Source organism: Actinosynnema sp. NPDC059797 (assembly GCF_042732085.1).
In the GTDB taxonomy this organism is placed as follows: Bacteria; Actinomycetota; Actinomycetes; order Mycobacteriales; family Pseudonocardiaceae; genus Actinosynnema.
Window position 1 is genome coordinate 1 of sequence record NZ_JBHWIE010000086.1, and the last position, 26,439, is coordinate 26,439.

Consider the following 26,439-nt stretch of genomic DNA (forward strand, 5'->3'; position numbering starts at 1 on the left):
TCACGTCGCGCGGTGCCTCACGACGCGCGGTGCCTCACGACGCGCGGCGCCTCACGACGCGCGGTGCGGACCGCACCCGGCGGGACCGGCGCCGTCCCGGCCGGCGCCGAGCCGGTGCCGGGCGTTCGCCTCGATCAGCGCGTCGAGGGCGTCCCTGGCCCCGGCGAGCCGGGCGATGTCGGCGGTCAGGCGGTCGCGTTCGCCGACCATCGTGCCGAAGGCATCCTCGGCGACCTCGGTGTCGTCGCTGTCCACGCAGGGCAGCAACCGGGCGATCACCTTGCTGTTCAGCCCGGCGTCGAACAGCCGCCGGATGACCTCGACCCGCGCGACCTCCGCCGCGGTGTAGTGCCGCTGGCCGCCGTCGGACCGCGTGCTGTGCAGCAGGCCCTGCTGCTCGTAGTAGCGCAGCGACCGGGCGCTGACCCTCGTCAGCCGGGCCAGCTCGCCGATCCGCATGGTCGCGGGAGGGGAGGTCGTGGTCACGAGGCGCCCGTGCCGCGGGCGGGCCGATACCGCACCCCACCAGGTTACCGAGGCCGGGCGCGGCCACCGCGTCGCGCGTGGCCCGCCGGGGGCGCTACGCCTCCAGGGCGGGCTGCCCGCGGCGCGCCAGGTGGCACACCGCCACCAGCCTCAGCGTCGTCCAGTCCGCGTTCGCCCAGTCCACGACGGCGGGCACCCGCCACCCGTGCTCGGCGGCCTCGTCCAGCACGCCCTTCGCGTACCCGGCCAGCAGCACCGCGCCGGCCGCCACGGCCGAGGCCGACACGCCGTGCGCCAGGATGTCCCGCACCGCCGCGCCGTGCTGGTCCACGGCGGCCAGCACCCCGGGTGCCAGCACCGCCGCGATACCGAGTTCGTCGCTCAACCGATCCAGGAACCGGCGAGCGGAGAAGTCCCTCCACACGCTCACAAGGCCGACACCCTACGCTGTGCGGGGCCATCGACCCAAAGTCGAACAGGTGTTCTAAGATCACGCCGGGTCGAGCCGGATGCGCAGAGAGGAACCACAGAACGTGCAGGCGGACACGCTCGCAGAGCAGGAAGTGAAGGTGGACGCCGAGGCGCCCGCCGCCGCGCCCGTGCAGGAGCAGGAGGTCGCACCCGTGCCCCAGGAGCAGCAGGCCGAGGCCGAGGAGCAGCGGCCCGAGGCCAAGGAGCGGCGCACCGAGGCCAAGGCCGAGGAGCCCGAGGCCAAGCCCTCGAAGCGGCCGAAGTCGACGGCGAAGAAGACCCGCACGGTCGAGCTGACGCTGACCGTGACCGGCACCGCGGACGGCGAGTGGCAGGCCGACCTGGTGCACGGCACCAAGCGGGTCGTGCAGGGCCTCGTGATCCCGGCCGCCGCCGTGTCGCGGGCGGCCAAGGAGCTGCACGACGACATCGCGGGCGGCATCGACGAGGTCATCGAGGCGGCCCGCGCCCAGCACCGCACCCGCATGGAGGAGCTGGAGGCCGAGCTGGCCAAGGTCAAGGCGGCCCTGGCCGAGCTGAGCGACGAGGACTGACGACGGCGAGGGGGACCGGTCGAGCCGGTCCCCCGACCCTCAGCGCGACGGGTCGAGCACCAGCTTGCCGCTGGTGCGCCGGGCCCGCAGGTCCTCGTGCGCCCGGCGCACCTCGGACAGCCCGTACTCGCCGCCCGGCACGGCGCGCAGGTCGCCCGCCAGCACCAGGTCGAACAGCTCCGCCATGGCCCGGTGCACGACCCGGCCGGGCAGCTTGAACGCGTGCGGCAGCCACATGCCCGCGACCGCCGTGGAGCGCACGAGCAGCTTGCCGGGCGGGATGGGCGTCGGCTGCTCCCGGCTGGCCATGCCGTAGAACGCCAGCCGCCCGAACGGCGCCAGCGCCGCCACGCTCTGGTCGGTCACCGCGCCGCCGGTCATGTCCAGCACGACGTCCACCCGGCGCCCGTCGTTGGCCGCGCGCAGCGCCTCGGTCATGTCCGGCGCGGTGGAGTCGACCGCGACGTCCGCGCCCAGCTCCAGCGCCAGCCGGCGCTTCTCCTCGCTGCTGGCGGTGGCGATGACCCGCCCCGCGCCCCACCGCTTCGCCAGCTGCACGGCCAGCGACCCGACCCCGCCCGCGGCGGCGTGCACGACGACGCTCTCCCCCGGCTCCAGGTGCGTGCTCCGGCGCAGCAGCAGCCACGCGGTGGCGCCCTGCACGACCATGCTCAGCGCGGTCAGGTCGTCCACCCCGTCCGGCACGTCGAACGCGGTCGCCTCGGGCACCACGGCCTTCTCCGCGTACCCGCCGCCGCCCGAGGTCAGGGCGACGACGCGCCGGTCGCCCGCCCGGCCGACGACCTCGCCGCCGGGCACGAGCGGCAGTTCCATCTTGGCCAGGTACGAGTTCTCGGACTGGTGCGTGTCCGCGTAGTTCAGACCCGCCCGGCTCACCTCGACGAGCAGTTCGCCCGGCCCGGCGACGGGATCGGGCAGCTCGACCTCGGTCAGCACCTCTGGTCCGCCGAACTCGGTGATCTGGATGGCTCGCACGGGCTTCAGCTCTCCTCGCTGGTCAGGGGGTCGTGGTGGAAGGTGACGCGCTCGCCGGAGGCGGTGCGCGGACCGGGCGGGTTGGGGAACCGGAACGGCGCGCTGGGCCTGCCGGCCTGCACGAACCAGCATTCACCAGGTTGCCCGGAGCGCAACACGGCCACGAAGGCGTCGACCACGTCCTCCACGCCCAGCAGGGGCATGCCGGAGGACTCCAGCGCGTCCCGGAAGCCGGAGATGATGGCGGTGTCGGCGAACGACGGGCACACCGCGTTGACCGTGACGCCCTCGGCGGCGAGCACCGGGCCGAGCCCGCGGACCAGGCCGACGACCGCGGCCTTGTTGGCGCCGTAGAGGGGGTCCATCGGCATGGCCATGAGCCCTGCCATGCTGGCGGTGGCCACGATCCGCCCGCCGCGCTCGCGCAGCGCGGGCAGGGCGGCGTGGACGCCGTACACCACGCCGTCGAGGTTGATGCCCATGACGTTGCGGTACCGCTCGGGGTCGAAGTCGTCGCCGAGGCCGAAGCCGGTTCCGATGCCCGCGTTCAGCACGGCGACGTCCAGGCCGCCGAACCGGGACACGGCCAGCTCCACGGCGGCCTTCGAGTGCGCGGGGTCGCGGACGTCGCAGCGCAGGTACGCGCCGCCGACCTCGTCGGCCACGGCCTCGCCGCGCGCGTCGTCCACGTCGGCCACCACGACCGAGGCGCCCCCGGCGGCCAGGCGGCGCGCGATCCCCGCCCCGATCCCGTTCGCACCCCCGGTGACCAGCGCGACCTTGTCGGCGAACTCCACAGCGCCTCCCCTGGTTGACATTCCGACCAGTCGGTATGCTTCCCCCGCCCCGCCCTGGCGTCAAGGCGAGGGCGCCGGGTAGGTTACTAAGCGGTTGCTTAGCCCCTCGGCGTGGTCCGCAGCCCGGGGCTCGCCGGATCGAGAAGGCTCGCCAGATCAAGGAGGACTGACCGTGGCCGACACCGACAGCCGGGTGGCGATCGTCACCGGGGCCGCGCGGGGCATCGGGGCCGCCGTGGCCACGAGGCTCGCCCAGGACGGCTTCGCCGTCGCGGTGCTTGACCTCGACGAGGGCAGCTGCGCCGAGACCGTGGAGGAGATCAGGGCGGCCGGCGGCACGGCCCTGGCGGTGGGCGCCGACGTCAGCGACAGCGCGGCGGTCGAGGCCGCGGTGCGGCGCGTGGCCGACGAGCTGGGCGCGCCGACCGTGCTGGTCAACAACGCGGGCGTGCTGCGGGACAACCTGCTGTTCAAGATGACCGACGAGGACTGGGACGTGGTCATGAGCGTCCACCTGCGCGGGTCGTTCCTGATGAGCCGGGAGGTGCAGAAGCACCAGACCAAGGCGGGCTGGGGCCGGATCGTGAACCTGTCCAGCACCTCCGCGCTGGGCAACCGCGGCCAGGCCAACTACTCGGCCGCCAAGGCGGGCCTCCAGGGCTTCACCAAGACGCTGGCGATCGAGCTGGGCAAGTTCGGCATCACGGTCAACGCGATCGCGCCGGGCTTCATCGCCACCGACATGACCGCCGCCACCGCCGCCCGCATGGGCGTGGACTTCGAGGACTTCAAGAAGGGCGCCGCGGCCGCCATCCCGGTCAACCGGGTCGGCACGCCCGAGGACATCGCGCACACGGCGTCGTTCCTGGTCAGCGAGGGCGCGGGTTTCGTGTCCGGCCAGGTGGTCTACGTCGCCGGCGGGCCGAAGGACTGACATGCGGACCTTCGAGAGCCTCGACGAGTTCGCCGCCGCCGCGGGTGAGCACCTCGGCTTCGGCGCGTGGCACGAGATCACCCAGGAAGAGGTCAACCTGTTCGCCGACGCGACCGGCGACCACCAGTGGATCCACATCGACCTGGAGAAGGCCGCCGCGGGCCCGTTCGGCGCGCCCGTCGCGCACGGGTACCTGACGCTGTCGCTGATCCCCCTGCTGGTGCGCGACGTCTACACCGTGCGGGGCCTGAAGATGGCCGTCAACTACGGCCTGAACAAGGTCCGCTTCCCCAGCCCCGTGCCCGTGGGCTCGCGGGTGCGCGCGGGCGTGGAGCTGGTCGAGGTGGCCGAGACCGGGCAGGGCAGGCAGTCCGTGGCCCGGGTGACCGTCGAGATCGACGGCGGGCCCAAGCCCGCCTGCGTGGCCGAGACCGTGACGCTGCTGATCGCCTAGCGGAACCGCCGGGCCAGGTCCTCCGACCTGGCCCGGTGCGCCGCCCACGCCGCCCCGGGGTCGGTCACCCGACCTCCTCGGCCGGCCGCAGGGACGTGAGCAGCAGGTCCGCGAAGTGCCTGCCGACCTGCTTGGCCGACAGCGGCCCGTCGGCGCTGTACCACTGCCCCAGGTGGTGCACCGAGCCGAAGAAGTAGTGCACGGTCAGGTCCGCCGGCACGTCGGCCCGGAACACCCCGGTCCGCTGCCCCTCCTCGACCAGCGCCCGGAACCGCTCGTGGTAGCGGCGGCGCTCCACCCGCATCTCGCGCCGCTTGTCCTCGGCCAGGTGGTCGGCCGAGCGGAAGTACACGCGCGCCTGGTCGAAGTTGTCCACCGAGGTGACCACCACGTCCACCGCGGCGGCGTGCAGCCGGTCGGCGACCGGGGCCGGGCCGGCCGCGATGTGCTCCAGCCGTTCGGTCTGCATCCGCAGCAGCCTGCCGTAGATCTCGTACAGCAGGTCGTCCTTGGACCCGAAGTAGTGGTACATGGCGCCCTTGGTGACGCCGGCCAGGTCCACGATCTCCTGCACCGCGACCCGGTCGTAGCCCTTGGCGGCGAACAACCGCGTCGCTGCCTCGACCAGCCGCTCCGGTACCGATGCCATGGCCCAAGCATCGCACGCGGCGCCCGGCGGAACACCGCCGTGGGCGGACCCGCCCACCCGCCGGGACCGCCCCGGCCTCCCGGACGCGCCGGACCGCGCGGTGGGCGCCATCAGCCGCCCAGCGTCACGCCGCCGTCGACGACGAACGTCGCCCCGGTGGCGTAGCCGCCCGCCGGCGAGGCCAGGAACACCACGGCCGCGGCCAGCTCCTCCGGGTCGCCCACCCGGCCCATCGGCAGCCGCGAGATGTGCGCGTCGAGGTAGCCCTCGGGGTACTGGTCGGTCATCTCGGAGGCGAAGTAGCCGGGCGCGATCGCGTTGACCCGGATGCCCTTGCGGCCGGTCCACTGCTGGGCCAGGTCGCGGGTCAGGCCCAGCAGGCCCGCCTTGGTCGCCGAGTAGGCCGCCTGCGGCAGGCCGCCGGAGACCAGGCCGAGCACGCTGGAGACGTTGACGATCGAGCCGCCGTCGGTCATCACCGCGGCGGCGGCCTGCGCCATCCAGTACGCGCCGTTGAGGTTGACGTCGACGACGGCGCGGAACTGCTCGGGCGTCTCGCGCGAGGCGGGCACGGCCGAGGCCACGCCCGCGTTGTTCACCAGCACCCCGACCCGGCCGAACGCCGCGGCGGCGCGGGCGACCTCGCGGCAGTCCTCCGGCCGCGCCACGTCCGCCTGCACGACCAGCGCGCGGCGCCCCGCCTCCTCGACCAGCCCGGCGGTGTCCTCGAGCCGGTCCGCGCGCCGTGCCGCGAGGACCACGTCCGCGCCCGCCTCGGCGAGGGCCTTGGCGAAGGCCACGCCGAGCCCGGAGGACGCGCCGGTGACGATCGCGACCCGGTCGTCCAGGCGGAACTTGTCGAGGATGCCCATCAGGAAAGCCTTTCCAGGATGATCGCCATGCCCTGCCCGCCGCCGACGCACATGGTCTCCAGGCCGAACTGCGCGTCGCGGGCGCGCATCCCGTTGATCAGGGTGGTCATGATGCGGGCGCCGGTGGAGCCGAACGGGTGGCCGAGCGCGATCGCGCCGCCGTGCACGTTGAGCCGGTCGATGTCGATGCCGAGCGCGCGCTGGCTGCCCAGCACCTGCACGGCGAACGCCTCGTTGATCTCGACCAGGTCGATGTCGCCGATCGACAGGCCCGCGTGGGCGAGGGCCTGCTTCGTGGCGTCCACCGGGCCGAGGCCCATGACCTCCGGGCTGAGGCCGGACACGCCGGTGGAGACGATGCGCGCCAACGGGGTCAGGCCGAGTTCCGCCGCCCTGGTGTCGCTCATGACGACCACCGCGGCCGCGCCGTCGTTGAGCGGGCAGCAGTTCCCGGGCGTGACCGTCCCCTGTGGACGGAACGACGGCTTGAGCGCGGCCACCGCGTCGTAGGTGACGCCGGCGCGCGGGCCGTCGTCGGTGTCGACCACCGTGCCGTCCGGCAGCGTCACCGGCGTGATCTCGCGCGCGAAGAAGCCGTCGGCGATGGCCTTCTCCGCCAGGTTCTGCGACCGCACGCCGAACTCGTCCTGCTCGCGGCGGCCGATGCCCAGCAGCGTGGCGACGTTCTCGGCGGTCTGCCCCATGGAGATGTAGTAGTCGGGCAGCTCGCCGTCCTCGCGCGGGTCGTGCCACGCCTCGTTGGTCTCGGCGGTGCGCTCGGTGCGGGCGCGGGCGGCGTCGAACAGGGGGTTGGGGTGCGGGTCGCCGTGGCGGTAGCGGGAGACGCACTCCACGCCCGCGCTGACGAACGCGTGCCCCTCCCCCGCCTTGATGGCGTGGAAGGCCATCCGCGCCGTCTGGACCGACGAGGCGCAGAACCGGTTGACCGTGGTGCCGGGCACGGTGTCCAGGCCGAGCTGGACGGCGATGCGGCGGGCCGCGTTCTGCCCGTGCTCGTCCTGCGGCTCGGCGCAGCCCAGGTGCAGGTCGGTGATCTCGCGCGGGTCGAGCGCGGGCACCTGCGCCAGGGCGGCGCCGACCACCTGGGCTGCCAGGTCGTCCGGGCGCAGGTCGACCAGCGAGCCCTTGCGGGCGCGACCGATCGGGGAACGCGCGGTGGCGACGACGACGGCCTCGGGCATGGCTTGTCCTCCAGGGTTCCTACAGGCCGAGGTCGCGGCCGATGAGTTCCTTCATGATCTCGTTGGAGCCGGCCCAGATCTTGGTGACGCGGGCGTCCATCCAGGCGCGGGCCACGCGGTACTCGGTCATGTAGCCGTAACCGCCGTGCAGCTGCACGCAGGCGTCGAGCACGTCGTTCTGGACCTCGGCGCTCCAGTACTTCGCCTTGGCCGCGTCGGTGGCGGTCAGCTCGCCGCGGGTGTGGGCCTCGGTGCACCGGTCCACGAAGGCCTGCGTCACGTCGACCTTGGTGACCAGCTCGGCGAGCAGGAACTTGTTGTGCTGGAAGGAGCCGACGGCCTGGCCGAAGGCCTTGCGCTCCTTGGTGTAGGCGATCGTCTCCTCCAGGATCTGCGCGGCGTGGGCCAGGTTGGCGATCGCGGAGCCGACGCGTTCCTGCGGCAGGCGCTCCATCATGTGGATGAAGCCCTGGTCGACCTCGCCGATCACGTTCTCCGCCGGGATCCGGACGCCGGTGAAGAACAGCTCGGCGGTGTCGGACTCGGGCTGGCCGACCTTGTCGAGCTTGCGCCCGCGCTCGAAGCCCGCCATGCCGGCCTCGACGGCGAACAGCGTGATGCCGCGCGCCCTCTTCTCCGGGTCGGTGCGGGCGGCGACCACGACGAGGTCGGCGGAGAAGCCGTTGGTGATGAAGGTCTTGGAGCCGTTGAGGACCCAGTCGCCGCCCTTGCGGACGGCGGTGCTCTTCAGCGCCGCCAGGTCGGAGCCGCCGGACGGCTCGGTCATGCCGATGGCGGTGACCAGCTCGCCCGAGCAGAACCGCGGCAGCCAGCGCCGCTTCTGCTCCTCGGTGCACAGGTCGACCAGGTAGGGGGCGACCACGTCGTAGTGGATGCCCAGGCACGACGACATGGCCGCGCTGACCTTGGACAGCTCCTCGCCGAGGACGGCGTTGAAGCGGTAGTCGCCCGCGCCGCTGCCGCCGTGCTCCTCGGGGACCTCCAGGCCCAGCAGCCCCTGGCGACCCGCTTCGAGCCACACCTCGCGGTCGATGTGGCGCTGCTCGATGAACTTGTCGCGGTTGGGCGTGAGGGTGCGGTCGACGAACGCCCGCACGCTCTCGCGGAACGCTTCGTGATCGGGTCCGTACAGCGTGCGGCGCACTTCTCCAGCCTCCATACTAAGCGGTTGCTTAGCTGTCAGCCTGAGGTATCGTCCGTGGTCGTGTCAAGGCGCGACGAGTTCGACCGGCTGGATTCCACGTGGTCGTCGGTGACCCCGCCGGCCGCGCGCCGGATGCTCATCGCGGCCGCCGCCGCGTTCTCGGTGCGCGGTTACCACGCCACCACCACGCGGGACATCGCGGCGCAGGCGGGCATGTCGCCCGCCGCCGTCTACATCCACTACCGGTCCAAAGAGGAACTGCTGTTCCAGATCTCCCGGATCGGGCACGCGACCTCGCTGTCCGTGCTGACGTCGGTCACCGGCGACGACCCGGTGGCGCGGCTGGCGTCGGCGGTGCGGGCGTTCGCGACGTGGCACGCGGAGTACCACGTGACCGCGCGCGTGGTGCAGTACGAGCTGAGCGCGCTGACGCCCGAGCACCTGGCGGAGGTCGTCGAGCTGCGGCGGCACATCGAGGGCGCGGTGCGGGACATGGTCGAGGCGGGCGTGGCGGCCGGGGTGTTCGACGTGCCCGACGTGCGGGGCGCGACGCTGGCGGTGCTGTCGCTGTGCATCGACGTGGCGCGGTGGTTCCAGCCGGACCGGGGGCGGACGCCGGCGGAGATCGGCGACCTGTACGCCGACCTGGTGCTGCGGATGGTCGGCGCCAAGACCGCGCCCTAGGCCGGCCCTCCAGCCCGGCACCCTGGGCCTGGCGCCGCGGCCGGGTCCGGCCCTCAGACCGCGATCCAGCCCCGCTCGCGGGCCGGTTCCGACCCCTCCCAGTCGTCGCCGACCGGCCACATCACGGGGATGCCCAGGTTGGCCAGGCCGTCGAGCACCCGGTCGCCGGGCCGGTCCGGGAACACGACCACGTCCTCGCCGCCGGGCTCGGTGTGCGCGCGCACCAGCCTGGCCACCCACTTCACCGAGGCGCCCGGCTCCGCGAACGGCGGGTCGACCAGGAACGCCCGCCGCCGGTCGCCCGCCTCCCCGGCCCGCAGGACCACGTGGCCGTCACCGGTGTGGTAGTCCGGCATGAGGTCGCGGGCCAGGAACACCTCCACGAAGTTGAAGGCGAGCACCTGGAGGGCCGAGGTGTTGGCCTGCCGGAGCGCCCGCTCGACGTCGTCGGCGGCCCCCTCCCGGGCGGCGGGGCCGAGCAGCTCGTGCGCGTGGCGGAGGAAGACGTCCGGGCGCATGGTGAACAGCCGCACGCCGGCCACCGCGCGCAGCTCCTCGTACAGCTCGGGCCGGGGACCCCGGGCGCTGCCGCGCTCGTCGAGGCGCCACCAGCCCTCCGCCGCCTCGCCGGTGACGAGCAGGACGTCCCGCTTGCGCCGCGCGGCCTCCGCGAGGACCTGCCGCCACACCAGGTAGCCGCCCTCGCCGGGCGGGAACCCGCGGCTCGCGCGCTCGGCGGCCTCCGCCAGCGCCGCGCGGTGCTCGTCCGGCGTCAGCGGGTCGCCGACGCGGCCGTAGAGCAGCCCGTCGAGGTCGGCGACCACCTGGTCCTCCTCGGTGTCCACCACCGCTTCCTGCCGGGTGGCCTCGGTCAGCCGCGCGACCACGTGCTCGTGGGCGTCCCGCAGGACCCGTTCCAGCGCGGACCGCTCGTCCGGCGCGAACGACACCCGGTCCGACCAGGCCCGCAGCCCGCGCACCGCCTGCTCCTCCGCCCGGCGCAGGACCTCGGCCGCCCGCGCGGACGCCTGCTCCGCCTCGCCCAGCACGGCCTCGCGGCGGCGCCAGAAGTCGGCCAGCACCTGGTGCGGCACCCACAGGCGGTCGCGGATGCGCTGGAGGGCGCGCAGGAAGTCGGCCCGGGACCGGGGTGTGCAGCGGTAGAGGCTGAGGAGGGTGTCGGTGTCGAGCACGACCGTGCCGCGCGCGAACAGGTCGCGGTGGTGGTCGGCGCGGGCGGTGCGGTAGGCGCCGAAGCCGTCGAGGATGCCCCTCGGCTCGGCTGACGACTCATCGGCCATCCGGGAATTGTCGTACCCCGGAGATAACGTGAAAGCAGGGGTCCCCTTGGGCGGGGTACCCCTGCTCGTCGGCGCGTCCCCGGCGGTGGTCGGCGCGGGGTCTGCGCGGTGGTCCGAGCGGTGGCCCGGGGAGGTGGTCAGCGCACGGATTTCCTGCCGTAGAAGCCGGCCACCAGGCTGACGCCGACCGCCGCGATGAGCACCTGCACCAGGATCTCGATCCAGTCGATGCCCCTGGTGTCCTCGACGCCGAACGCCCTGGCCACGAGCGTGCCGAGGAACGCCGCCACGATGCCGACCACGATGGTGAGCCAGATCGGGATGGACTGCTTGCCCGGTGCGATGAGCTTGCCGAGCAGACCGATGATGAGCCCCACGATCAAAGCGCTGATCACGCCGCCGATGCCCATGACGCCTCCCGCGGTTCGTCCGTTGCGAAGTCCCCCGCTTCGTCGAGGGGTCCACCGGATCATCCCACCGAACGCGCCGGTCGCGGCCGGATCACCGACTTGGATTCGCCCACTCCGGTGACCCCGCATCCGGTGAACCCCAGGTCCGGTGAACCCGGCCCCGCCGCGCCCTACAGGCCGAACCCGCCGAAGGACCGCCGGCCCGCCACCTTCTCCATCCACTGGTGCAGCAGCGCCGCCCAGTCGGAGCGCAGCACCTCGTCGTGCGACATGGCGAAGTGCCCGAACGTGTCGCCGCCCGCGCGCAGCACCCCGCCGCGGCGGTCGGCCTCCAGCACCACGTACAGGTGGTGCGGGTCGGTCACGAAGGTCAGCTCCAGCTGGCTGATCTTCGACAGGAACTGCTGCGGGGGCAGGAAGTCGATCTCCTGGTAGAACGGCAGCTGCTGCGGCACGCCGTGGATGCGGCCCTGCTCGTTGTCGGCCCGCTGGAAGCGGAAGCCGAGCGCGCCGAACGCGTTGAGCACGTGCTCCTGCGAGCGGAGCGGGTGCACGTTGAACGCGTCGAGGTCGCCGGGGTCCACGGCGCCGCGGACCTCCAGCTCGGTGCGCAGGCCCATGGTCATCCCGCGCAGGAGCTGCCCGTGCACCACGGTCAGCGGCGTCTCCAGCGGCACCGGGAACCGGAACGGCAGCGAGAGGTTCTGCCCCGGGCCGACGCCGATGCGCTGCCCGACGACGACCTGGGCGAACTCGAGGTTGCGGTTGTACTCGTTGTCGCCGCTCTCCACCTCGACCCTGGTGACCAGCGACAGCTTGACCCGGTCGATGTCGACGGCGTGGTCGCCGCCCGCGATGCGGACCTCGCCGGCCAGCTGCTCACCGGGCCGGACGTCCGGGGTGGTCAGCACCGTGTCGACGGTGGGACCGCCGACCCCGAACGCGCGCAACATCCTCTTGAAAACCACGGTGGTGCCTCCTGACCCGCTTCCGGGGCGGTGCCCCGGTGCCCGAATGCCCCTATGACGTCCGGTCGGACAAATCAGTTGCCTCTGGACGAACGGCAGCCCGGGTGCCAGTATGCGACCGGCGTCACATACTAAGCGGTCGCTCAGGAGGTTGAAGGTGCCCACGCTGCTCGTCGCCAACCGGGGAGAGGTCGCCGTCCGCGTGCTGCGCGCCGCCGCCGACCTGGGGTGGGGCGCCGTCGCGCTCGTCACCGACTCCGACGACGCGCACGCCCGGTTCGCCGACCGCGCCGTGCGGCTGCCCGACGAGCGGTCGTACCTGGACGCGGACGCGGTGGTCGCCGCCGCCGGCGGGTGCGACCTGGTCCACCCCGGCTACGGGTTCCTGGCCGAGAACGCGCACTTCGCGCGGCGGTGCGCCGAGGCCGGGCTGACGTTCGTCGGGCCGCCGCCCGAGGTGCTGGAGCTGCTGGGCGACAAGCGGCGGGCGCGCGAGCTGGCCGCCCGGGTCGGCGTGCCGGTCCTGGCGGGCGCCGAGGACGGGGGCGAGGACGGGGCCGGGTTCGAGGAGTTCTTCCGCGCGCACGGCGCCGTGGTGGTCAAGGCCGCGGCCGGTGGCGGCGGCAAGGGCGTGCGGGTGGTGCGCGACCTCGCCGACCTCCCGGCCGCCGTGCGGCGGTGCCGCGCCGAGGCGCTGGCCGCGTTCGGCGACGACGCCGTGTACGCGGAGGAGCTGATGGAGCCCGCCCGGCACGTCGAGGTCCAGCTGGTCGGCACGACCGTGCTCGGCGACCGCGACTGCTCGCTCCAGTCCCGGCACCAGAAGCTGGTCGAGGTCGCGCCCGCGCCGCACCTGCCCCCCGACCTGCGGGCGGCGCTGCACGGCGCGGCGGCCGCGATCGCCCGCGCGGTCCGCTACACGGGCCTGGGCACGGTGGAGTTCCTGGTCGCGCCGGACGGGCGGTTCGCGTTCCTGGAGGCCAACCCCCGGCTCCAGGTCGAGCACACCGTCACCGAGCAGGTCACCGGCCTGGACCTGGTGCGCGCCCAGCTCCTGCTCGCCACCGAGGTCGAGCCGGACCTGGCGCACACCCCGCGCGGCTGGGCGGTCCAGCTGCGGGTGAGCCTGACCTCGACGGGCAGGCTGTCGGCGTTCACCCCGCCGACCGGGCCGGGCGTGCGGGTCGACACGCACGCGTCGGCCGGCTACCGCGCGGCGCCGGGCTTCGACCCGCTGCTGGCCAAGGTCGTGGTGCACGCCGACGACCCGGACACGCTGCTCAAGCGGGCGCGGCGGGCGCTGGACGAGTTCGCCGTGGACGGCGCCAGGACCAACATCCCGTTCCTGCGCGGCCTCCTGGACCACCCGGACGTGTGGCGGGCGCACACCGGACTGGTGGACTCGCTGCCGCGCGAGGACACCGGGGCGCGCGCGCCCGTGCGGGGCACGGTCGTGGCCGTCGAGGACGGCGCGGTCGTCGTCGAGGCGATGAAGATGCAGCACGTCGTGCCGGTCGGCGACGGGCGCGTGCTGGTCTCGGTCGGCGACACCGTGGCCGAGGGCGCGCTGCTGGCCGAGGGCGTGGACGCGGCGGTCGAGGAGAAGGCCGCCGAGGTCGACCTGGACGAGGTGCGGCCCGACCTGGCGGAGGCGCTGGCGCGGCACGACTTCAGCCGCCCCGGGGCGGAGGCGCGGCGGCACGCGGCCGGGCGGCGCACGGCCCGGGAGAACATCGCCGACCTGTGCTCGGACTTCGTCGAGTACGGCGGGCTGGCCATCGCGGCGCAGCGCCGGCGGCGGTCGCTGGACGAGCTGGTCGAGCGCACCCCCGCGGACGGGCTGGTGGCGGGCGTCGGCCGGGTGAACGGCGAGCGGGTCGTGGCGATGTCCTACGACTACACGGTGCTCGCGGGCACGCAGGGCATCCGCAACCACGCCAAGAAGGACCGGATGTTCGAGCTGGCCGAGCGGCAGCGGCTGCCCGTGGTGCTGTTCGCCGAGGGCGGCGGCGGGCGGCCCGGCGACACCGACCACGCGGGCGTCAGCTGGCTGGACTGCGCGGCGTTCGAGCTGTTCGCGAAGCTGTCCGGGCTGGTGCCGCTGGTGGGCGTGGCGTCGGGGCGGTGCTTCGCGGGCAACGCCGTGCTGCTGGGCACCTGCGACGTGGTCATCGCGACCCGCGACGCCACCATCGGCATGGGCGGGCCGGCCATGATCGAGGGCGGCGGGCTCGGCGTGTTCCGGCCCGAGGAGGTCGGGCCGGTCGACGTGCAGGCGCCCAACGGCGTGATCGACGTCCTGGTGGCCGACGACGCCGAGGCCGTCGCGGCGGCGCGGAAGTACCTGTCGTACTTCCAGGGGCCGGTGGACGCGTGGGAGTGCGCGGACCAGCGGGTGCTGCGGCACGCCGTGCCGGAGAACCGGGTGCGCGCCTACGACGTGCGGACCGTGGTGGAGGCGCTCGCGGACACCGGGTCGGTGCTGGAGCTGCGGCCGTCGTTCGGGCGCGGGGTCGTCACGGCGCTGGCGCGCGTGGAGGGCGCGCCGCTGGGGATCCTCGCCAACGACCCGGCGTGGCTGGGCGGCGCCATCGACTCCGACGCGGCGGACAAGGCCGCGCGGTTCCTGCGGCTGTGCGACGCGTTCGACCTGCCGGTGCTGTCGCTGTGCGACACGCCCGGGTTCATGGTCGGGCCGGACGCCGAGCGCACGGCCACCGTGCGGCACCTGACCCGGCTGCTCGTGGCCGGGGCGAACCTCGACGTGCCGTTCGGGTTCGTGGCGCTGCGCAAGGCGTACGGGCTGGGCGCGCAGGCGATGGCGGGGGGCAGCCTCAAGGCGCCCCGGTTCGCCGTGGCGTGGCCCAGCGGCGAGTTCGGCCCGATGGGCCTGGAGGGCGCGGTGCGGCTGGGGTACCGGCGGGAGCTGGACGCCATCGACGACCCGGAGCAGCGCCGCGAGGCGTTCGAGGCGATGGTCGCCGCCGCCCACGAGCACGGCAAGGCGCTCAACGTGGCCTCCGCGTTCGAGATCGACGACGTGATCGACCCGGCCGACACCCGGCACTGGGTCACCTCGCAGCTCACCTGCGGGCCGAGGCCCGCCCGCGACGGCAAGAAACGTCCGTTCCTGGACACCTGGTGAAGGGAAAAGCATGGTCACGACCGCCCCGCCCGACCAGCGCCGCACGCTGAGCAAGCTCATGGCCGCCGGGCTCGTCGGCTCCTCGCTGGAGTGGTACGACTTCTTCATCTACGCCACCGCGGCCGCGCTGGTCTTCCCGAAGCTGTTCTTCCCGGGCGCCACGCCGCTGGTGGGGCTGCTGCTGTCGTTCAGCACGTTCTGGGCCGGGTTCATCGCCCGGCCGCTCGGCGGGCTGGTGTTCGGGCACGTCGGCGACCGGTACGGGCGCAAGCCCGCGCTGGTGACGTGCCTGGCGCTGATGGCGGGCGCGACGTTCCTGATCGGCCTGCTGCCGACCAGCGCGTCGATCGGCGTGCTGGCGCCCGTGCTGCTGGTGGCGCTGCGGTTCCTCCAGGGCATCGCGGTCGGCGGCCAGTGGGGCGGCGTGGTGCTGCTGCTGACCGAGACCGCCGGCCCCGCGCGGCGCGGGTTCGCCGGGACGTTCGGGCAGGCCGGGGTGCCGCTGGGGGTCATCCTGGGCAACGTGGCGTTCCTGCTGGCCGGGGCGCTGCTGCCGGCCGCGTCGTTCGCCTCGTGGGGGTGGCGGGTGCCGTTCCTGGCGAGCGCGCTGCTGTTCCCGGTGGTGCTGTTCATCCAGTTGAAGGTGGAGGACAGCCCCGTGTTCCGGGAGATCAAGGAGCGGCGCGGCGAGGCGCCGGTCGCGCCGCTGTCGGAGGTGCTGCGGACGCACAAGCGGCCGGTGCTGCTGGGCGCCGGGCTGATGTTCGCGTCGAACGCGGTGTTCTACGTGAGCATCGCGGGCGTGCTCGACTACGCGACCCGGGAGCTGGGCCTGGAGCGCAACCCGGTGCTGGTGGTGACGCTGCTGTCGTCGCTGCTGTCCGTGCCGGTGATCCTGCTGGCCGGGCGCTGGTCGGACCGCCACGGCCGGCGGCCCCTGATCGTGGTCGGCGCGGTGGCCATGGCGGTGTGGGCGTTCCCGTACTTCTGGCTGGTCGACACGGCGTCGCTGGGGTTGCTGTTCGTGGCGCTGACCGTGTCGGGCATCGGGTCGAGCCTGGTGTACGGGCCGGTGGCGGCGTACCTGGCGGAGCTGTTCGAGCCGCACGTGCGGTACTCGGGCGCGTCGCTGGCGTACCAGCTGGCGTCGATCCTGGTGAGCGGCGGGACCCCGTTCATCATGACGGCGCTGCTGGTGGCCACGGGGACTTCGCTGTCGGTGTCCGCGTTCCTGCTGGTGATGGGGCTGGTGACGCTGGGTTCGGTGCTCGGGTTGCCGGAGACGCACAAGCCGGGCAAATGAGTTTTTCTCGAATTTGCCCCCACAGTCCTTTTAGGACTAACGTGCGCCCGTGCGAACGGTACAGGTGAACGAGGCAAATCCTATCGGGAATCCATTCGGTGGCGAAAGCGGCAATGACGGCTGACCACCGGTGGTGGTCACCCGAAAAGGGGAGGGTGTGACCACGTGGTCACACCCTTCCCTTCAGTTCCAGGCGCATGCCGATGGTGCGGCGCTCCGGCAGGTCGAAACCCTCGAAGAGGAAGACCGGCCGGCCGTCCTCGGCGGTGCTCGGCCCCGCCGCGAAACCGTTCTCGTGCTCCTCGAACCCGATCGGCTCCAGGTACGCGTCGAAGCCCCTGGGCAGGACCACCTTGTAGCGGGCGTAGAAGACGGGCGTCAGGAAGCGGACGGAGAACTCCTCGGGGACCTGGTCGCGCATGAGCGGCCTGCACATGCCGGGCCAGGCGAACTCGACCGAGATGTTGATCTCGCTCTCCACCCGCGGCGGCCTGGGGAAGTGCACGATGAGCACCAGTTTCCCGTCGCTGACCCACGCCACCGTCGTGCTCAGGCTGGCCCCCGGCAGGTCACCGATCAACAGGTTGCGCACCGTGACCCGGACGTCCTGCCGGCGCCGGGCGGGCTGGGGCCACCGGCACCCCTCGACCAGGCGGAGGACCTGGAGGTCGTTGATCACCTTCGCCCGGATCGTGAGGAGTTTCCGCGCGTCGCCGTTGGCCTCGACGACGAGGTGCTCCTCCCACCGGATCACCTGGTAAGAGGGGTGCCGGTCGTCCGCGACGATTTTCGAGTATTTCGACACCAGGGCGATGCCGTCTTCGACCTGGCGCTTCAGCGCCCTCTGCCGGACGAGCAGCGCGAGGGCCAGTGAGAACACCGAGAAAACGGCGGCCGCCAGCGCGCCGGCCTTGACGGCGGCGCTCCCGAACACCGCTCCCAGCAGCACGGCGAAGGACATCAGCCCGAGGACCGCTTTGACGACCGCCGGCGCGCCCTCGTCCGCCAGCACGCCGTCCAACCAGCGCACGAATGCGTCCAGCACTTCTCCCCCTGGCCAATGTCGTCACCCGTGGGAGTCGGAGGCTACCGCTCAGTAGTCGCGCTGGGCAGGGACCAGGCGGGCCGAACCGACCCCGGAGGGGCCGAGTTCGCCCACTCGGCGGTAGCACCTCCCGCACTCCTGCGGGTGACGCGCACCGGGTCCCACCAGCTCACCCGAGTGAACGGTCAACCGGGTGACGTGCGGAACGTTGCGCGCTTGCCGTACGTTGCCGTGCCGTGACCACTCTTCTGGGACGGTTCAAGCAGCGGCTGCGCCGGTTCGCGCAGAAGCCCGGCTCCGCCGACCTCACGCCCTACCGCAAGTTGCTCGACGAGGTGAACGAGCGGGCCGAGCGCGTGAAAGAGCTGAGCGACGAGGAGCTGACCGCCGCGGCCGCGAAGCTGCGCGAGAAGTCCGAGTTCGGCCGTCCCGAGCTGGTCGAGGTCTGTGCGCTCGGGCGCGAGGCCGCGGACCGGGCCCTGGGCCTGCGGCCGTTCGACGTGCAGGTCCTCGGCGCGCTCGGGCTGCTCGAAGGGCACGTCGTCGAGATGGCGACCGGTGAGGGCAAGACGCTCTCCGGCGCCATCGCCGCCGCCGGCTTCGCGCTGCGCGGCGACCACGTGCACGTCGTCTCGGTCAACGACTACCTCGCCCAGCGCGACGCCGAGTGGATGGGGCCGCTCTACGAGCTGCTCGGCGTGAGCGTGGGCTGGATCAACCAGAGCTCGAAGCCCGAGGAGCGCCGCGCCGCCTACCAGGCGGAGGTCACCTACGCCTCGGTCAGCGAGATCGGCTTCGACGTGCTGCGCGACCGGCTGGCCACCGACGTGGACGACCTGATCGTGCCCGAACCGCGCGTCGCCCTGGTCGACGAGGCCGACTCGGTGCTGGTGGACGAGGCGCGCGTGCCGCTGGTCCTCGCGGGCTCCACGGCGGGCCCGGCGGTCGACCCGGCGCTGGCCGACCTGGTCAAGCGCCTGCGCCGCGACCTGCACTTCGAGATCGACGACGAGGAGCGCAACGTCTACCTGACCGGCGCGGGCAGCGAGCTGGTCGAACGCGCCCTCGGCGGCATCGACCTGTACTCCGACGAGCACGTCTCCACCACGCTGTCCAAGGTCAACGTGGCGCTGCACGCGCAGGTCCTGCTGCACCGCGACGTGGACTACATCGTCCGCGACGGCAAGGTGCACCTGATCAACGACACCCGCGGCCGCATCGCCAAGCTCCAGCGCTGGCCCGACGGCCTCCAGGCGGCGGTCGAGGCGAAGGAGAACGTCGCGACCACCGACGCGGGCGAGGTGCTGGACTCCATCACCGTCCAGGCCCTGCTCAGCCGCTACCCGACGGTGTGCGGCATGACCGGCACCGCGGTGGCCGTCGCCGAGCAGCTGCGCGACTTCTACCAGCTGGAAGTGCTGGTCATCCCGCCGAACGTGCCGACCGTCCGCGAGGACGAGCCGTCCCGCCTGTACGCGACGCTGGAGCAGAAGGAAGCGGCGATCGTCGCGGAGATCAAGGAGGTCCACGCCACGGGCCGCCCGATCCTGGTCGGCACGCTGGACGTGGCCGAGTCCGAGCGGCTGTCCCGCAAGCTGTCCGAGGCGGGCCTGGAGTGCGTGGTCCTCAACGCCAAGAACGACGCCGAGGAAGCGTCGATCATCGCCGACGCGGGCTCGTTCGACCGGATCACGGTCTCCACCCAGATGGCGGGCCGCGGCACCGACATCCGGCTCGGCGGCCACGAGTCGACCGACCACGAGCGCATCGCCGAGCTGGGCGGCCTGTACGTCATCGGCACCGGGCGGCACTCCAGCAGCCGGCTGGACGACCAGCTCCGCGGCCGCGCCGGCCGCCAGGGCGACCCGGGCGGCTCGGTGTTCTTCTCGTCCCTCCAGGACGAGCTGGTCACGCAGTACGTGCCCGACCACGACGAGCCCGCCGAGGTCGACGACGACGGCCGGGTGACCGACGAGGGCACGCTGCACGCCGTGGAGCACGCCCAGCGCGTCGCCGAGGGCGTGCACCTGGAGATCCACCGCAACACGTGGCGGTACAACAAGCTGATCGAGCACCAGCGCCAGCTCATCCTGAAGTTCCGGGACAACCTGCTGCGCACCGACGCCGCGTGGCGGGAGCTGGCCGAGCGCAGGCCGGAGCGGGCCGAGGAGTTGGCCGAGCTGGACCGGGGGATCAAGGAGAAGGCGGCGCGGCTGATCGCGCTGCACCACCTCGACCAGCGGTGGAGCGACCACCTGGTGTTCCTGACCGACCTGCGGGAGGGCATCCACCTGCGGGCGCTGGCCCGGCAGAACCCGCTGGACGAGTTCCACCGCGAGGCGATCCCGGCCTACAACAAGATCGTGCCGGACGCGTGGGACGAGGCGGAGGAGACCTTCGCCAAGGTCGAGATCGACGAGGAGGGCGCGCACCTGGCGGAAGCGGGCGTGCACCGGCCGAACACGACCTGGACCTACCTGGTCAACGACAACCCGTTCTCCTCCGGCCTGGAGGAGACGTTCAAGGGCTTGGTGAAGCTGGTCCGCCGCCGCTGAGGGGGCGGGGTCCGGTCGACGTCGCGGGCGCACTCCGCGCCGCCCGACCCTGCGCCGCCCGACCCTGCGGCCCCGCTGCGGGCGGGACTCGCGGGCACCCCGGCGCGGGGTTGGCGCGGGCTGGGGCCGTTCCCCAGCCCGCGGCGACCTAGTTGAGCGGTGCGGTCACCTTCGGGTTGTCGACCGGCTCGGCCTGGCGGGGCAGGTTGGCCGGTCTCGGCATCCGCTGCGCCACCGCCTGCTCGGTGAGCGCGCGGATCTCCGCCAGGATGTCCAGGTGCTGCTGGGACGGTGGCGGTCCCACGAGGTTCGAGTGGTCGTACGCGGTGCGTTCAGCCCGTTTGGCGAGGTTTTGGATGCGCCGGATCAGGTCCCACTCCTGGTCGGTGCGCTTCGAGCGCCGTTGCTCAGTCACCCCGGAAGCAGACACCTCACGCCGGGTGAACGTAAATCACCTGGAGGTGCGAACTTCACTGCGTCAACTCAGCTACCCCGACCGGCATCCCCGAAACGCCACGATCGTGCGACGCAGTCCCACTCAGGTCGGCTTCCCTCCCCCCTGACGGCCCAGCGCAACCGGCTCCGGACCGCAGTGCACCACCGGCATCAGCCACTCGGACGTGCCCCGCGGGGGTGACGGGTGACCACTTGACCCCCGGTCACCACGACCACCCCCGGCCGGGTGGCTGTCCCCACCACACCGGGAAGGCGCGGCATGGCGGTGCGCGCCATTACCGCGCACCGCGAACCGCCTTACGGTCCCGGGGGTGAACATCGCCGTTCCGCTGATCGCAGCGCTCCTCGCCACCACGGTGCAGGCGGTACCCGCGCACGCGACGGGATGCGGTCCCCTGCGCGTCCCGGGCGCCGAGCACCAGGAACTGACCCGCCTCGACGACCTGTCCACCGCGGGTGGGCGCACCGACCCCGCCGACTGGGCCGGTCTCACCCCCGCCGACCTCCCCGCGCCCACCCCCGTGGCGGGCGCCCAGCTCGACGGCTACTTCCCCGACACCTCCTCCGGCAACACCAACCACGGCTGGGCGCACGACTCGCAGTTCGTCATCCGCCTGCCCGAGCGGTGGAACGGCGGCCTCGTCGTCACCGGCTCGCCCGGCGTCCGCGAGCAGTACGCCAACGACCGCGCCATCAGCGACTTCGTGCTGGCCCGCGGCTACGCCTTCGCCGCCACCGACAAGGGCAACACCGGCGTGGCCTTCCACCGCGACGGCCGCCGCCCCGGCGACGCGATCGCCGAGTGGAACTCCCGCGTCACCCAGCTGACCAGGGCGGCCAGGGCCGTCGTCGCCCAGCGCTACTGCCGGCCGCCGGCGCGGACCATCGCCACCGGCCTGTCCAACGGCGGCTACCTGGTGCGCTGGCAGCTGGAGAACCACCCCGAGCTGTACGACGGCGGCGTCGACTGGGAGGGCACCCTGTGGACCGCGCGGGGCCCCAACCTGCTCACGTCCCTGCCGTCCGCCCTCACCGGCTACCGGACCGGCGACCGCGCGAAGGTCGTCGAGGCGGGCTTCCCCGCCGAGTCCGAGTTCCTGTGGGACTTCCACCACTCCTACTACTGGGACCTGACCCAGCGGATCTACCGCGAGGAGCTGGACCCCGGCTGGGACGGCGACCTGGAGGCCGGCACGCCGTTCTGCGCGCCCGGCACCCCCGCGTGCGACGCCGACTACGACTACGCCACCCGCCCGCGGGCGCAGCGGGCCGTCGAGCGGATCGCGCTGACCGGGCGCATCGGCCGCCCGCTGCTCACCCTCCACGGCACGCTGGACGCCCTGCTGCCCGTCTCGGACTCCGACGCGTACGCGGACATGGTGCGCCGGGCCGGGCGCGGGGCCCTGTTCCGCTACTACCGCGTCGAGGGCGGCACGCACGTGGACTCGCTGTTCGACGCGTTCCCGGACCGGCTGCGGCCGCTGACGCCGTGCCACCGCACCGCGTTCGCCGCGCTGGAGGGGTGGCTGTCGGGCGAGCGGCCGCCCGCGTCGGCCACCGTGCCCCGGCCGGCGGTGGTCGGCTCGACGGAGTGCGCGCTGGCGTGACGACCGCTCGGGTGGGTCCCGGCGCCGGGACCTACCCGAGCACCTTCATCAGCTTCAGCGCCAGCTGGACCTCCAGCACGCGCTCCGGCGACTGCCAGTCCTCGCCGAGCAGGCTCGCCACCCGGTCCAGCCGCTGCACCACGGTGTTCACGTGCACGTGCAGCTCGTCCTTGGCGCGGCTGAGGTTCGCGCCGCACGCGAAGTAGGCCGTCACCGTGCGCACCAGCTCGGTGCCGCGGCTCGCGTCGTAGTCCAGCAGCGGCCCCAGCGTCGCCCGCACGTACCCGGCGACGTCGGCGCGGTCGCCCAGCAGCACCCCGACGAAGCCCAGGTCGGCGAGCGTGCCGCCGGTGCCGCGCCGGTCCAGCCGCAGCAGCGCCCGCACGCACCGCACCGCCTCGGCGTGCGCGGCGGCCACCTGGCCGGGTCCCTCGGCCGGTCCGCCGGACCCCACGGTCACCGGCGCGCCGACCGCCTTGCCCAGCACGCGCGCCGCGTCCCGCGCCGAGCACGCCGGGTCCGTGCCGGGCAGCACCAGCACCACGTGCTCGCCGTGCACGCCCGCCAGGCCGCGGCACCCGGAGGCGTGGTGCGCGGCGGCGGCCGACAGCCGGTCGCGCGGGCCGTCCGCGACCAGCACCACGTGCGGCGCGGCCAGCTCGACCCCGATCCGGCGGGCCCGGTCGCGCAGCGCGACGGGGTCGAGGTCCGCGCTGGTCAGCAGGTCGTTGATCAGCTCGCCGCGGACCTTGTTCTCGGCCTCGGCGACGGTGCGGCGCAGGAGCAGCAGCAGGGCGGTGACCACGCCCGCGCGCTCGAACAGGCGGCGGTCGGCGTCGCCCAGGTCCGGCCGGTCGGTGAGGGTGATGCTGCCGAGCAGCTCGCGGCCCGCCAGCACCGCGCACACCCACGCGCCCTCCCGCGGCACGGCCCGGCCGCCGGCGCGGGAGGCGTGCACGGCGGCGCGCGGCGCGGGGGCCGGCGCGGTCCCGATGCGGGCCAGCTCCACGCCGTCGCTGTCGTGGACCGCGATGCCGCCGTCGAGCACCTTCGCCACGGCGGCGGCCACCTCGGGCACGTCCGCGCCGCGCAGCACCAGGTCGGTGAGCCGGTCGTGGGCCTCCTCGGCGCGGCGCATGGCCTCGTTGTGCGCGCGGATCACCTCGCCCGCGGCGCGCGTCTCCTCCAGCAGGTTCGCGGTGTCCAGGGCGATGGCCGCGTGGTCGGCCAGCGAGGACAGCAGCGCCACCTCGTCGGGCGGGAACTGGCGGGGCGAGCGGTTGGCCGCGTAGAGCACGCCGATGACCCGGCGGTCCAGCTTGAGCGGCACGCCCAGGATCGCGACCAGCCCCTCGTCGCGGACCGCCGCGTCGATGGGGCCGGTGTGGTTGAAGCGGTCGTCGGCGAAGTAGTCGGCGGTGACGTAGGGCTGGGCGGTCTGCGCGACCAACCCGCCCAACCCCTCGCCCATGCCGAGCCGGACCTGTTGGAACAGCGGGGAGATCGAGCCGTCGGTGACCCGCATGTAGGTGCCGCGCTCGCCGGCGTCGTTCATGCTCAGGTAAGCGGTGTCCGCGCCCAGCAGCAGCCGGGCGCGGCGCACGATCGACCGCAGCACCGCGTCCGGGTCGCGCGCGCCCGCCAGGTCGTTGGCCGTGTCGAACAGGGCCTCCAGCTCGGCCTCGCGGCGGCGGTGCGCGGTGAGCGTGCGGCGGATGCGCAGCGCCCACCCGGTGGCGCGGGCGATCCGGTCCAGCTCGTCGTCGGGCAGGCCGGCGGCGCGGGCCGCGGGGAGCACCGCCGCCAGCCGCTCGCTGCCCGCGTCGCCGGCCAACAGCCCGAACAGCTCCAGCAGGTGCTCCACCGCGTCCGCCCCGTCGGTCATGCCGTCATGCTTCCACCGTCACGCCTTCACGCGGGCGCGCTCGGTGACCGTGCGGCTGAGGGACGTGCCCCGGGTCTCCTTGGCCGCCACCACGGCGACGACCGTGAGCACGCACATCGCCAGCACGTACAGCACGATCGGGAGCGTGCCGCCGTACTCCCTGAGCAGGGCGGTGGCGATGAGCGGCGCCACCGCGCCCGCCGCGATCGACGCGAGCTGGTAGCCGATGGACGCGCCCGAGTAGCGCACCTTCGTGCCGAACAGCTCGGAGAAGAACGCCGCCTGCGGGCCGTACATCGCGCCGTGCAGGACCAGGCCGACCGTGACCGCCAGCGTGATCGGCAGGAACGACTTCGTGTCGAGCAGGGCGAAGAAGGCGAACATCCACAGGCCGATGCCGACCGCGCCCAGCAGGTAGGTGGTGCGGCGGCCGATGCGGTCGGACAGCGCGCCCCACAACGGGATCGTCACCAGGTGCACGAAGGAGCCGATGAGGACGGCGTTGAGGCCCACCGACCGCGAGAGCCCCAGCTCGGTGGTGAGGTAGACGAGGATGAACGCGGTGATCACGTAGTAGGACACGTTCTCGGCCATGCGGGCGCCCATCGCGATCAGCACCTCGCGCCAGTGGTCCCGCACGACCGCCACGATCGGCGGCTTCTCGACCTGCTGCCGTTCCGCGGCCTTGCGCTGGGCCTCCAGGAACACCGGGGACTCGGTGACGCTCAGCCGGATCCACAGGCCGATCACCACGAGCACGCCGGACAGCAGGAACGGCACCCGCCAGCCCCACGCCAGGAACGCCTCGTCGCTCTGCACCGCGGCCAGCACCGCGAGCACGGCGGTGGCCAGCAGGTTGCCCATCGGCACGCCGGCCTGCGGCCAGGACGCCCAGAAGCCGCGGCGCTCCGGCGAGCCGTGCTCGGACACGATCAGCACCGCGCCGCCCCACTCGCCGCCGAGCGCGAAGCCCTGCACCAGGCGCAGGAACGTCAGCAGCAGCGGCGCGGCCACGCCGATCGCGGCGTAGGTGGGCAGCAGGCCCATGGCGAACGTCGCGCCGCCCATCATGAGCAGGCTCAGCACGAGCAGCTTCTTGCGGCCGAGCTTGTCGCCGTAGTGGCCGAACACCAGGCCGCCGAGGGGTCGGGCGAGGAAGCCGATCGCGTAGGTGGTGAACGCGAGCAGGGTGCCGGTGAGCGGGTCGGAGTTGGGGAAGAACAGCTTGTTGAACACCAGCGCGGCCGCGGAGCCGTAGAGGAAGAAGTCGTACCACTCGACGGTCGTGCCGATCAGGCTGGCTGTGACGACCTTGGCGAAGCCGGGCTTCGGCGGGGCGGCGTCGGTCATGTGCGTTCACCACTTCGTTGGGGGGACGGGGTCTTGCCGGGTGCTCGGGCGCTCACTGGGCGGTCCAGCCGCCGTCGATCGTGAAGGAGGAGCCGGTGACGCGGCTCGCGTGCGGGCCGCACAGCCACAGCACGACCGACGCCACCTCGTCCGGTTCGACGAGCTGCTTGATGGCGTGCCGGGTGAGCAGCACCTCGGACAGCACGCGGTCGGGCTCGATGCCGTGGGCGCGGGCCTGGTCGGCGACCTGGTTCTCGACCAGCGGCGTGCGGACGTAGCCGGGGCTGACGCAGTTGCTGGTGACGCCGTGCGGCGCGCCCTCGAGCGCGATGACCTTGCTCAGCCCCTCCAGGCCGTGCTTGGCGGCGACGTAGGCCGACTTGAAGGCGCTGGCGCGGGCGCCGTGCACGCTGGAGACGTTGACCACCCGGCCCCAGCCGCGCTGGTACATGTGCGGCAGGACGCGCCGCGCGAGCAGGAACGGCGCGGTGACCATGACCCGCTGGAGCAGCTCGAACCGGTCGGGCGGGAACTCGTGGACCGGTGCGACGTGCTGGAGGCCCGCGTTGTTGACCAGCACGTCGACCTCGGCGGGCAGCCGCTCCAGGTCCGGCCCGGCGAGGTCGACCACGTGCGGCGTGCCGCCGGTCTCGCGGGCGGCCCCCGCGACGGCGTCGCGGTCGCGGTCGACCAGGTGCACCTCGGCGCCCGCGCGGGCCAGCTCCACCGCGCACGCCCGCCCGATCCCGCTCCCCGCGCCGGTGACCAGGGCGGTGCGGCCGGACAGGTCGGTGCTGTGACCGGGAACACTAGTCATGGCCAGGAACGCTAGGTGACCTGCGACGCAGCGCCCATGTGAACAGCCGACACAACTCACCGGTAACCGATGTGCCCAACCAACAGCTGACTGAACCGGCATCAACTTCGTGAATACCGCATGAAGCCACCCATGCCCGACAAGTAGGCTGCCTTGGCCCAATCGGGGGACGAACCAGCCAATGGGGGTTACGAAGTGTCACTCACGCCGATCTACGACGACCTGCTGCGCGAGTTCGAAGGCATCATCCTCGCCAACCAAACCCCCACCCCCACCCCCTCTTCCACCTCCCCCACCTCCACTCCCCCCACCCCCAAAACCCCCTGAACCACG

Annotated in this window: 23 protein-coding genes and 1 pseudogene; 8 read left to right on the top strand and 16 right to left on the bottom strand. The window is 73.2% G+C overall.

Features of this window, described 5'->3' with window-relative positions; genetic code table 11:
* Positions 1-51 precede the first annotated feature (51 nt).
* Together ACFV4N_RS20655 and ACFV4N_RS20660 are read right to left on the bottom strand one after the other, a co-directional pair.
* On the bottom strand, positions 52-486 hold the full coding sequence (locus tag ACFV4N_RS20655; RefSeq protein ID WP_499674176.1) for a MerR family transcriptional regulator: 435 nt from the start codon (positions 484-486) through the stop codon (positions 52-54).
* A gap of 94 nt (positions 487-580) precedes the next feature.
* Entirely contained in the window at positions 581-871 is a 291-nt protein-coding gene (locus tag ACFV4N_RS20660) for a DUF6401 family natural product biosynthesis protein (RefSeq protein ID WP_499674177.1), read from the bottom strand.
* A gap of 124 nt (positions 872-995) precedes the next feature.
* Between ACFV4N_RS20660 and ACFV4N_RS20665 the strand changes: the two genes are divergently transcribed.
* The gene (locus tag ACFV4N_RS20665; protein ID WP_499674178.1) at positions 996-1,511 is read left to right on the top strand and encodes a DUF6319 family protein; all 516 of its coding nucleotides are present in this window, start codon (positions 996-998) and stop codon (positions 1,509-1,511) included.
* Between the two features lie 39 nt (positions 1,512-1,550).
* Here the strand turns inward: ACFV4N_RS20665 and ACFV4N_RS20670 are convergent, their stop codons facing one another.
* Both ACFV4N_RS20670 and ACFV4N_RS20675 read right to left on the bottom strand, forming a co-directional pair.
* The gene (locus ACFV4N_RS20670) at positions 1,551-2,507 is read right to left on the bottom strand and encodes a quinone oxidoreductase family protein (protein WP_499674179.1); all 957 of its coding nucleotides are present in this window, start codon (positions 2,505-2,507) and stop codon (positions 1,551-1,553) included.
* A 5-nt stretch (positions 2,508-2,512) separates the two neighbouring features.
* Complete coding sequence (locus tag ACFV4N_RS20675) at positions 2,513-3,304, bottom strand: SDR family NAD(P)-dependent oxidoreductase (protein WP_499674180.1); 792 nt, start codon at positions 3,302-3,304, stop codon at positions 2,513-2,515.
* Between the two features lie 172 nt (positions 3,305-3,476).
* Between ACFV4N_RS20675 and fabG the strand changes: the two genes are divergently transcribed.
* Together fabG and ACFV4N_RS20685 are read left to right on the top strand one after the other, a co-directional pair.
* On the top strand, positions 3,477-4,238 hold the full coding sequence (gene fabG, locus ACFV4N_RS20680) for a 3-oxoacyl-ACP reductase FabG (protein WP_499674181.1): 762 nt from the start codon (positions 3,477-3,479) through the stop codon (positions 4,236-4,238).
* Between the two features lies 1 nt (position 4,239).
* Entirely contained in the window at positions 4,240-4,692 is a 453-nt protein-coding gene (locus ACFV4N_RS20685) for a MaoC family dehydratase (RefSeq protein ID WP_499674182.1), read from the top strand.
* 64 nt (positions 4,693-4,756) lie between these two features.
* Here ACFV4N_RS20685 and ACFV4N_RS20690 read toward each other — a convergent pair whose 3' ends face one another.
* The 4 genes from ACFV4N_RS20690 to ACFV4N_RS20705 all read right to left on the bottom strand — a co-directional run bounded on the left by ACFV4N_RS20690 (position 4,757) and on the right by ACFV4N_RS20705 (position 8,580).
* A complete protein-coding gene (locus ACFV4N_RS20690) occupies positions 4,757-5,341 on the bottom strand; it encodes a TetR/AcrR family transcriptional regulator (protein WP_499674183.1) in 585 nt (194 codons plus the stop codon).
* A gap of 110 nt (positions 5,342-5,451) precedes the next feature.
* Entirely contained in the window at positions 5,452-6,213 is a 762-nt protein-coding gene (locus tag ACFV4N_RS20695; protein ID WP_499674184.1) for an SDR family NAD(P)-dependent oxidoreductase, read from the bottom strand.
* Positions 6,213-7,415 (bottom strand): acetyl-CoA C-acetyltransferase, encoded by a 1,203-nt coding sequence (locus tag ACFV4N_RS20700; protein ID WP_499674185.1) that lies wholly within the window; start codon positions 7,413-7,415, stop codon positions 6,213-6,215. The genes ACFV4N_RS20695 and ACFV4N_RS20700 overlap by 1 nt, the downstream gene beginning before the upstream one ends.
* A gap of 19 nt (positions 7,416-7,434) precedes the next feature.
* A complete protein-coding gene (locus ACFV4N_RS20705; RefSeq protein ID WP_499674186.1) occupies positions 7,435-8,580 on the bottom strand; it encodes an acyl-CoA dehydrogenase family protein in 1,146 nt (381 codons plus the stop codon).
* Between the two features lie 132 nt (positions 8,581-8,712).
* On the opposite strand from ACFV4N_RS20705, the gene ACFV4N_RS20710 reads away from it, so the two are divergent.
* Positions 8,713-9,264, top strand: coding sequence for a TetR/AcrR family transcriptional regulator (locus ACFV4N_RS20710; protein ID WP_499674198.1), 552 nt, complete (start codon positions 8,713-8,715; stop codon positions 9,262-9,264).
* Positions 9,265-9,317: 53 nt separating this feature from the next.
* Here the strand turns inward: ACFV4N_RS20710 and ACFV4N_RS20715 are convergent, their stop codons facing one another.
* The 3 genes from ACFV4N_RS20715 to ACFV4N_RS20725 all read right to left on the bottom strand — a co-directional run bounded on the left by ACFV4N_RS20715 (position 9,318) and on the right by ACFV4N_RS20725 (position 11,943).
* Positions 9,318-10,565 carry a PIN-like domain-containing protein gene (locus tag ACFV4N_RS20715; RefSeq protein ID WP_499674187.1) on the bottom strand — a complete coding sequence of 416 codons (1,248 nt, stop codon included), beginning with the start codon at positions 10,563-10,565 and terminating at the stop codon, positions 9,318-9,320.
* 137 nt (positions 10,566-10,702) lie between these two features.
* Positions 10,703-10,975, bottom strand: coding sequence for a GlsB/YeaQ/YmgE family stress response membrane protein (locus tag ACFV4N_RS20720; RefSeq protein ID WP_499674188.1), 273 nt, complete (start codon positions 10,973-10,975; stop codon positions 10,703-10,705).
* Positions 10,976-11,145: 170 nt separating this feature from the next.
* Positions 11,146-11,943 carry a sporulation protein gene (locus tag ACFV4N_RS20725; protein ID WP_499674189.1) on the bottom strand — a complete coding sequence of 266 codons (798 nt, stop codon included), beginning with the start codon at positions 11,941-11,943 and terminating at the stop codon, positions 11,146-11,148.
* 157 nt (positions 11,944-12,100) lie between these two features.
* Here ACFV4N_RS20725 and ACFV4N_RS20730 point away from each other — a divergent pair, with 157 nt between their 5' ends.
* Complete coding sequence (locus ACFV4N_RS20730; RefSeq protein WP_499674190.1) at positions 12,101-15,088, top strand: acetyl-CoA carboxylase family protein; 2,988 nt, start codon at positions 12,101-12,103, stop codon at positions 15,086-15,088.
* Positions 15,089-15,098: 10 nt separating this feature from the next.
* Positions 15,099-16,391, top strand: coding sequence for an MFS transporter (locus ACFV4N_RS20735; protein WP_499674191.1), 1,293 nt, complete (start codon positions 15,099-15,101; stop codon positions 16,389-16,391).
* Positions 16,392-16,560: 169 nt separating this feature from the next.
* Here the strand turns inward: ACFV4N_RS20735 and ACFV4N_RS20740 are convergent, their stop codons facing one another.
* Positions 16,561-17,436, bottom strand: a complete 876-nt coding sequence (locus ACFV4N_RS20740) for a hypothetical protein (RefSeq protein WP_499674192.1) — start codon at positions 17,434-17,436, stop codon at positions 16,561-16,563.
* Between the two features lie 236 nt (positions 17,437-17,672).
* On the opposite strand from ACFV4N_RS20740, the gene secA2 reads away from it, so the two are divergent.
* Positions 17,673-19,991, top strand: a complete 2,319-nt coding sequence (gene secA2, locus ACFV4N_RS20745; RefSeq protein ID WP_499674193.1) for an accessory Sec system translocase SecA2 — start codon at positions 17,673-17,675, stop codon at positions 19,989-19,991.
* A gap of 148 nt (positions 19,992-20,139) precedes the next feature.
* Here the strand turns inward: secA2 and ACFV4N_RS20750 are convergent, their stop codons facing one another.
* Complete coding sequence (locus tag ACFV4N_RS20750) at positions 20,140-20,406, bottom strand: hypothetical protein (protein WP_499674194.1); 267 nt, start codon at positions 20,404-20,406, stop codon at positions 20,140-20,142.
* Positions 20,407-20,968: 562 nt separating this feature from the next.
* On the opposite strand from ACFV4N_RS20750, the pseudogene ACFV4N_RS20755 reads away from it, so the two are divergent.
* Positions 20,969-21,403: pseudogene (locus ACFV4N_RS20755) on the top strand (tannase/feruloyl esterase family alpha/beta hydrolase); the annotation flags it as partial.
* A gap of 682 nt (positions 21,404-22,085) precedes the next feature.
* Here the strand turns inward: ACFV4N_RS20755 and ACFV4N_RS20760 are convergent.
* From ACFV4N_RS20760 to ACFV4N_RS20770, 3 genes are read right to left on the bottom strand one after another with little or no spacing between them, the layout of a single operon-like run.
* Positions 22,086-23,939 (bottom strand): helix-turn-helix domain-containing protein, encoded by a 1,854-nt coding sequence (locus ACFV4N_RS20760; RefSeq protein ID WP_499674195.1) that lies wholly within the window; start codon positions 23,937-23,939, stop codon positions 22,086-22,088.
* Between the two features lie 18 nt (positions 23,940-23,957).
* Positions 23,958-25,289 carry an MFS transporter gene (locus tag ACFV4N_RS20765; RefSeq protein WP_499674196.1) on the bottom strand — a complete coding sequence of 444 codons (1,332 nt, stop codon included), beginning with the start codon at positions 25,287-25,289 and terminating at the stop codon, positions 23,958-23,960.
* A 52-nt stretch (positions 25,290-25,341) separates the two neighbouring features.
* Positions 25,342-26,106 (bottom strand): 3-hydroxybutyrate dehydrogenase, encoded by a 765-nt coding sequence (locus ACFV4N_RS20770; RefSeq protein ID WP_499674197.1) that lies wholly within the window; start codon positions 26,104-26,106, stop codon positions 25,342-25,344.
* Positions 26,107-26,439 lie beyond the last annotated feature (333 nt).

What these genes read in the sequence shown, in the direction of transcription:
- ACFV4N_RS20690 (WP_499674183.1), bottom strand. Translation starts at nt 5,341, where the DNA reads ATGGCATCGGTACCGGAGCGGCTGGTCGAGGCAGCGACGCGGTTGTTC.
- ACFV4N_RS20685 (WP_499674182.1), top strand. Translation starts at nt 4,240, where the DNA reads ATGCGGACCTTCGAGAGCCTCGACGAGTTCGCCGCCGCCGCGGGTGAG.
- ACFV4N_RS20665 (WP_499674178.1), top strand. Translation starts at nt 996, where the DNA reads ATGCGCAGAGAGGAACCACAGAACGTGCAGGCGGACACGCTCGCAGAG.
- ACFV4N_RS20770 (WP_499674197.1), bottom strand. Translation starts at nt 26,106, where the DNA reads ATGACTAGTGTTCCCGGTCACAGCACCGACCTGTCCGGCCGCACCGCC.
- ACFV4N_RS20700 (WP_499674185.1), bottom strand. Translation starts at nt 7,415, where the DNA reads ATGCCCGAGGCCGTCGTCGTCGCCACCGCGCGTTCCCCGATCGGTCGC.
- ACFV4N_RS20735 (WP_499674191.1), top strand. Translation starts at nt 15,099, where the DNA reads ATGGTCACGACCGCCCCGCCCGACCAGCGCCGCACGCTGAGCAAGCTC.
- ACFV4N_RS20715 (WP_499674187.1), bottom strand. Translation starts at nt 10,565, where the DNA reads ATGGCCGATGAGTCGTCAGCCGAGCCGAGGGGCATCCTCGACGGCTTC.
- ACFV4N_RS20710 (WP_499674198.1), top strand. Translation starts at nt 8,713, where the DNA reads ATGCTCATCGCGGCCGCCGCCGCGTTCTCGGTGCGCGGTTACCACGCC.
- ACFV4N_RS20765 (WP_499674196.1), bottom strand. Translation starts at nt 25,289, where the DNA reads ATGACCGACGCCGCCCCGCCGAAGCCCGGCTTCGCCAAGGTCGTCACA.
- ACFV4N_RS20695 (WP_499674184.1), bottom strand. Translation starts at nt 6,213, where the DNA reads ATGGGCATCCTCGACAAGTTCCGCCTGGACGACCGGGTCGCGATCGTC.
- ACFV4N_RS20760 (WP_499674195.1), bottom strand. Translation starts at nt 23,939, where the DNA reads ATGACCGACGGGGCGGACGCGGTGGAGCACCTGCTGGAGCTGTTCGGG.
- ACFV4N_RS20720 (WP_499674188.1), bottom strand. Translation starts at nt 10,975, where the DNA reads ATGGGCATCGGCGGCGTGATCAGCGCTTTGATCGTGGGGCTCATCATC.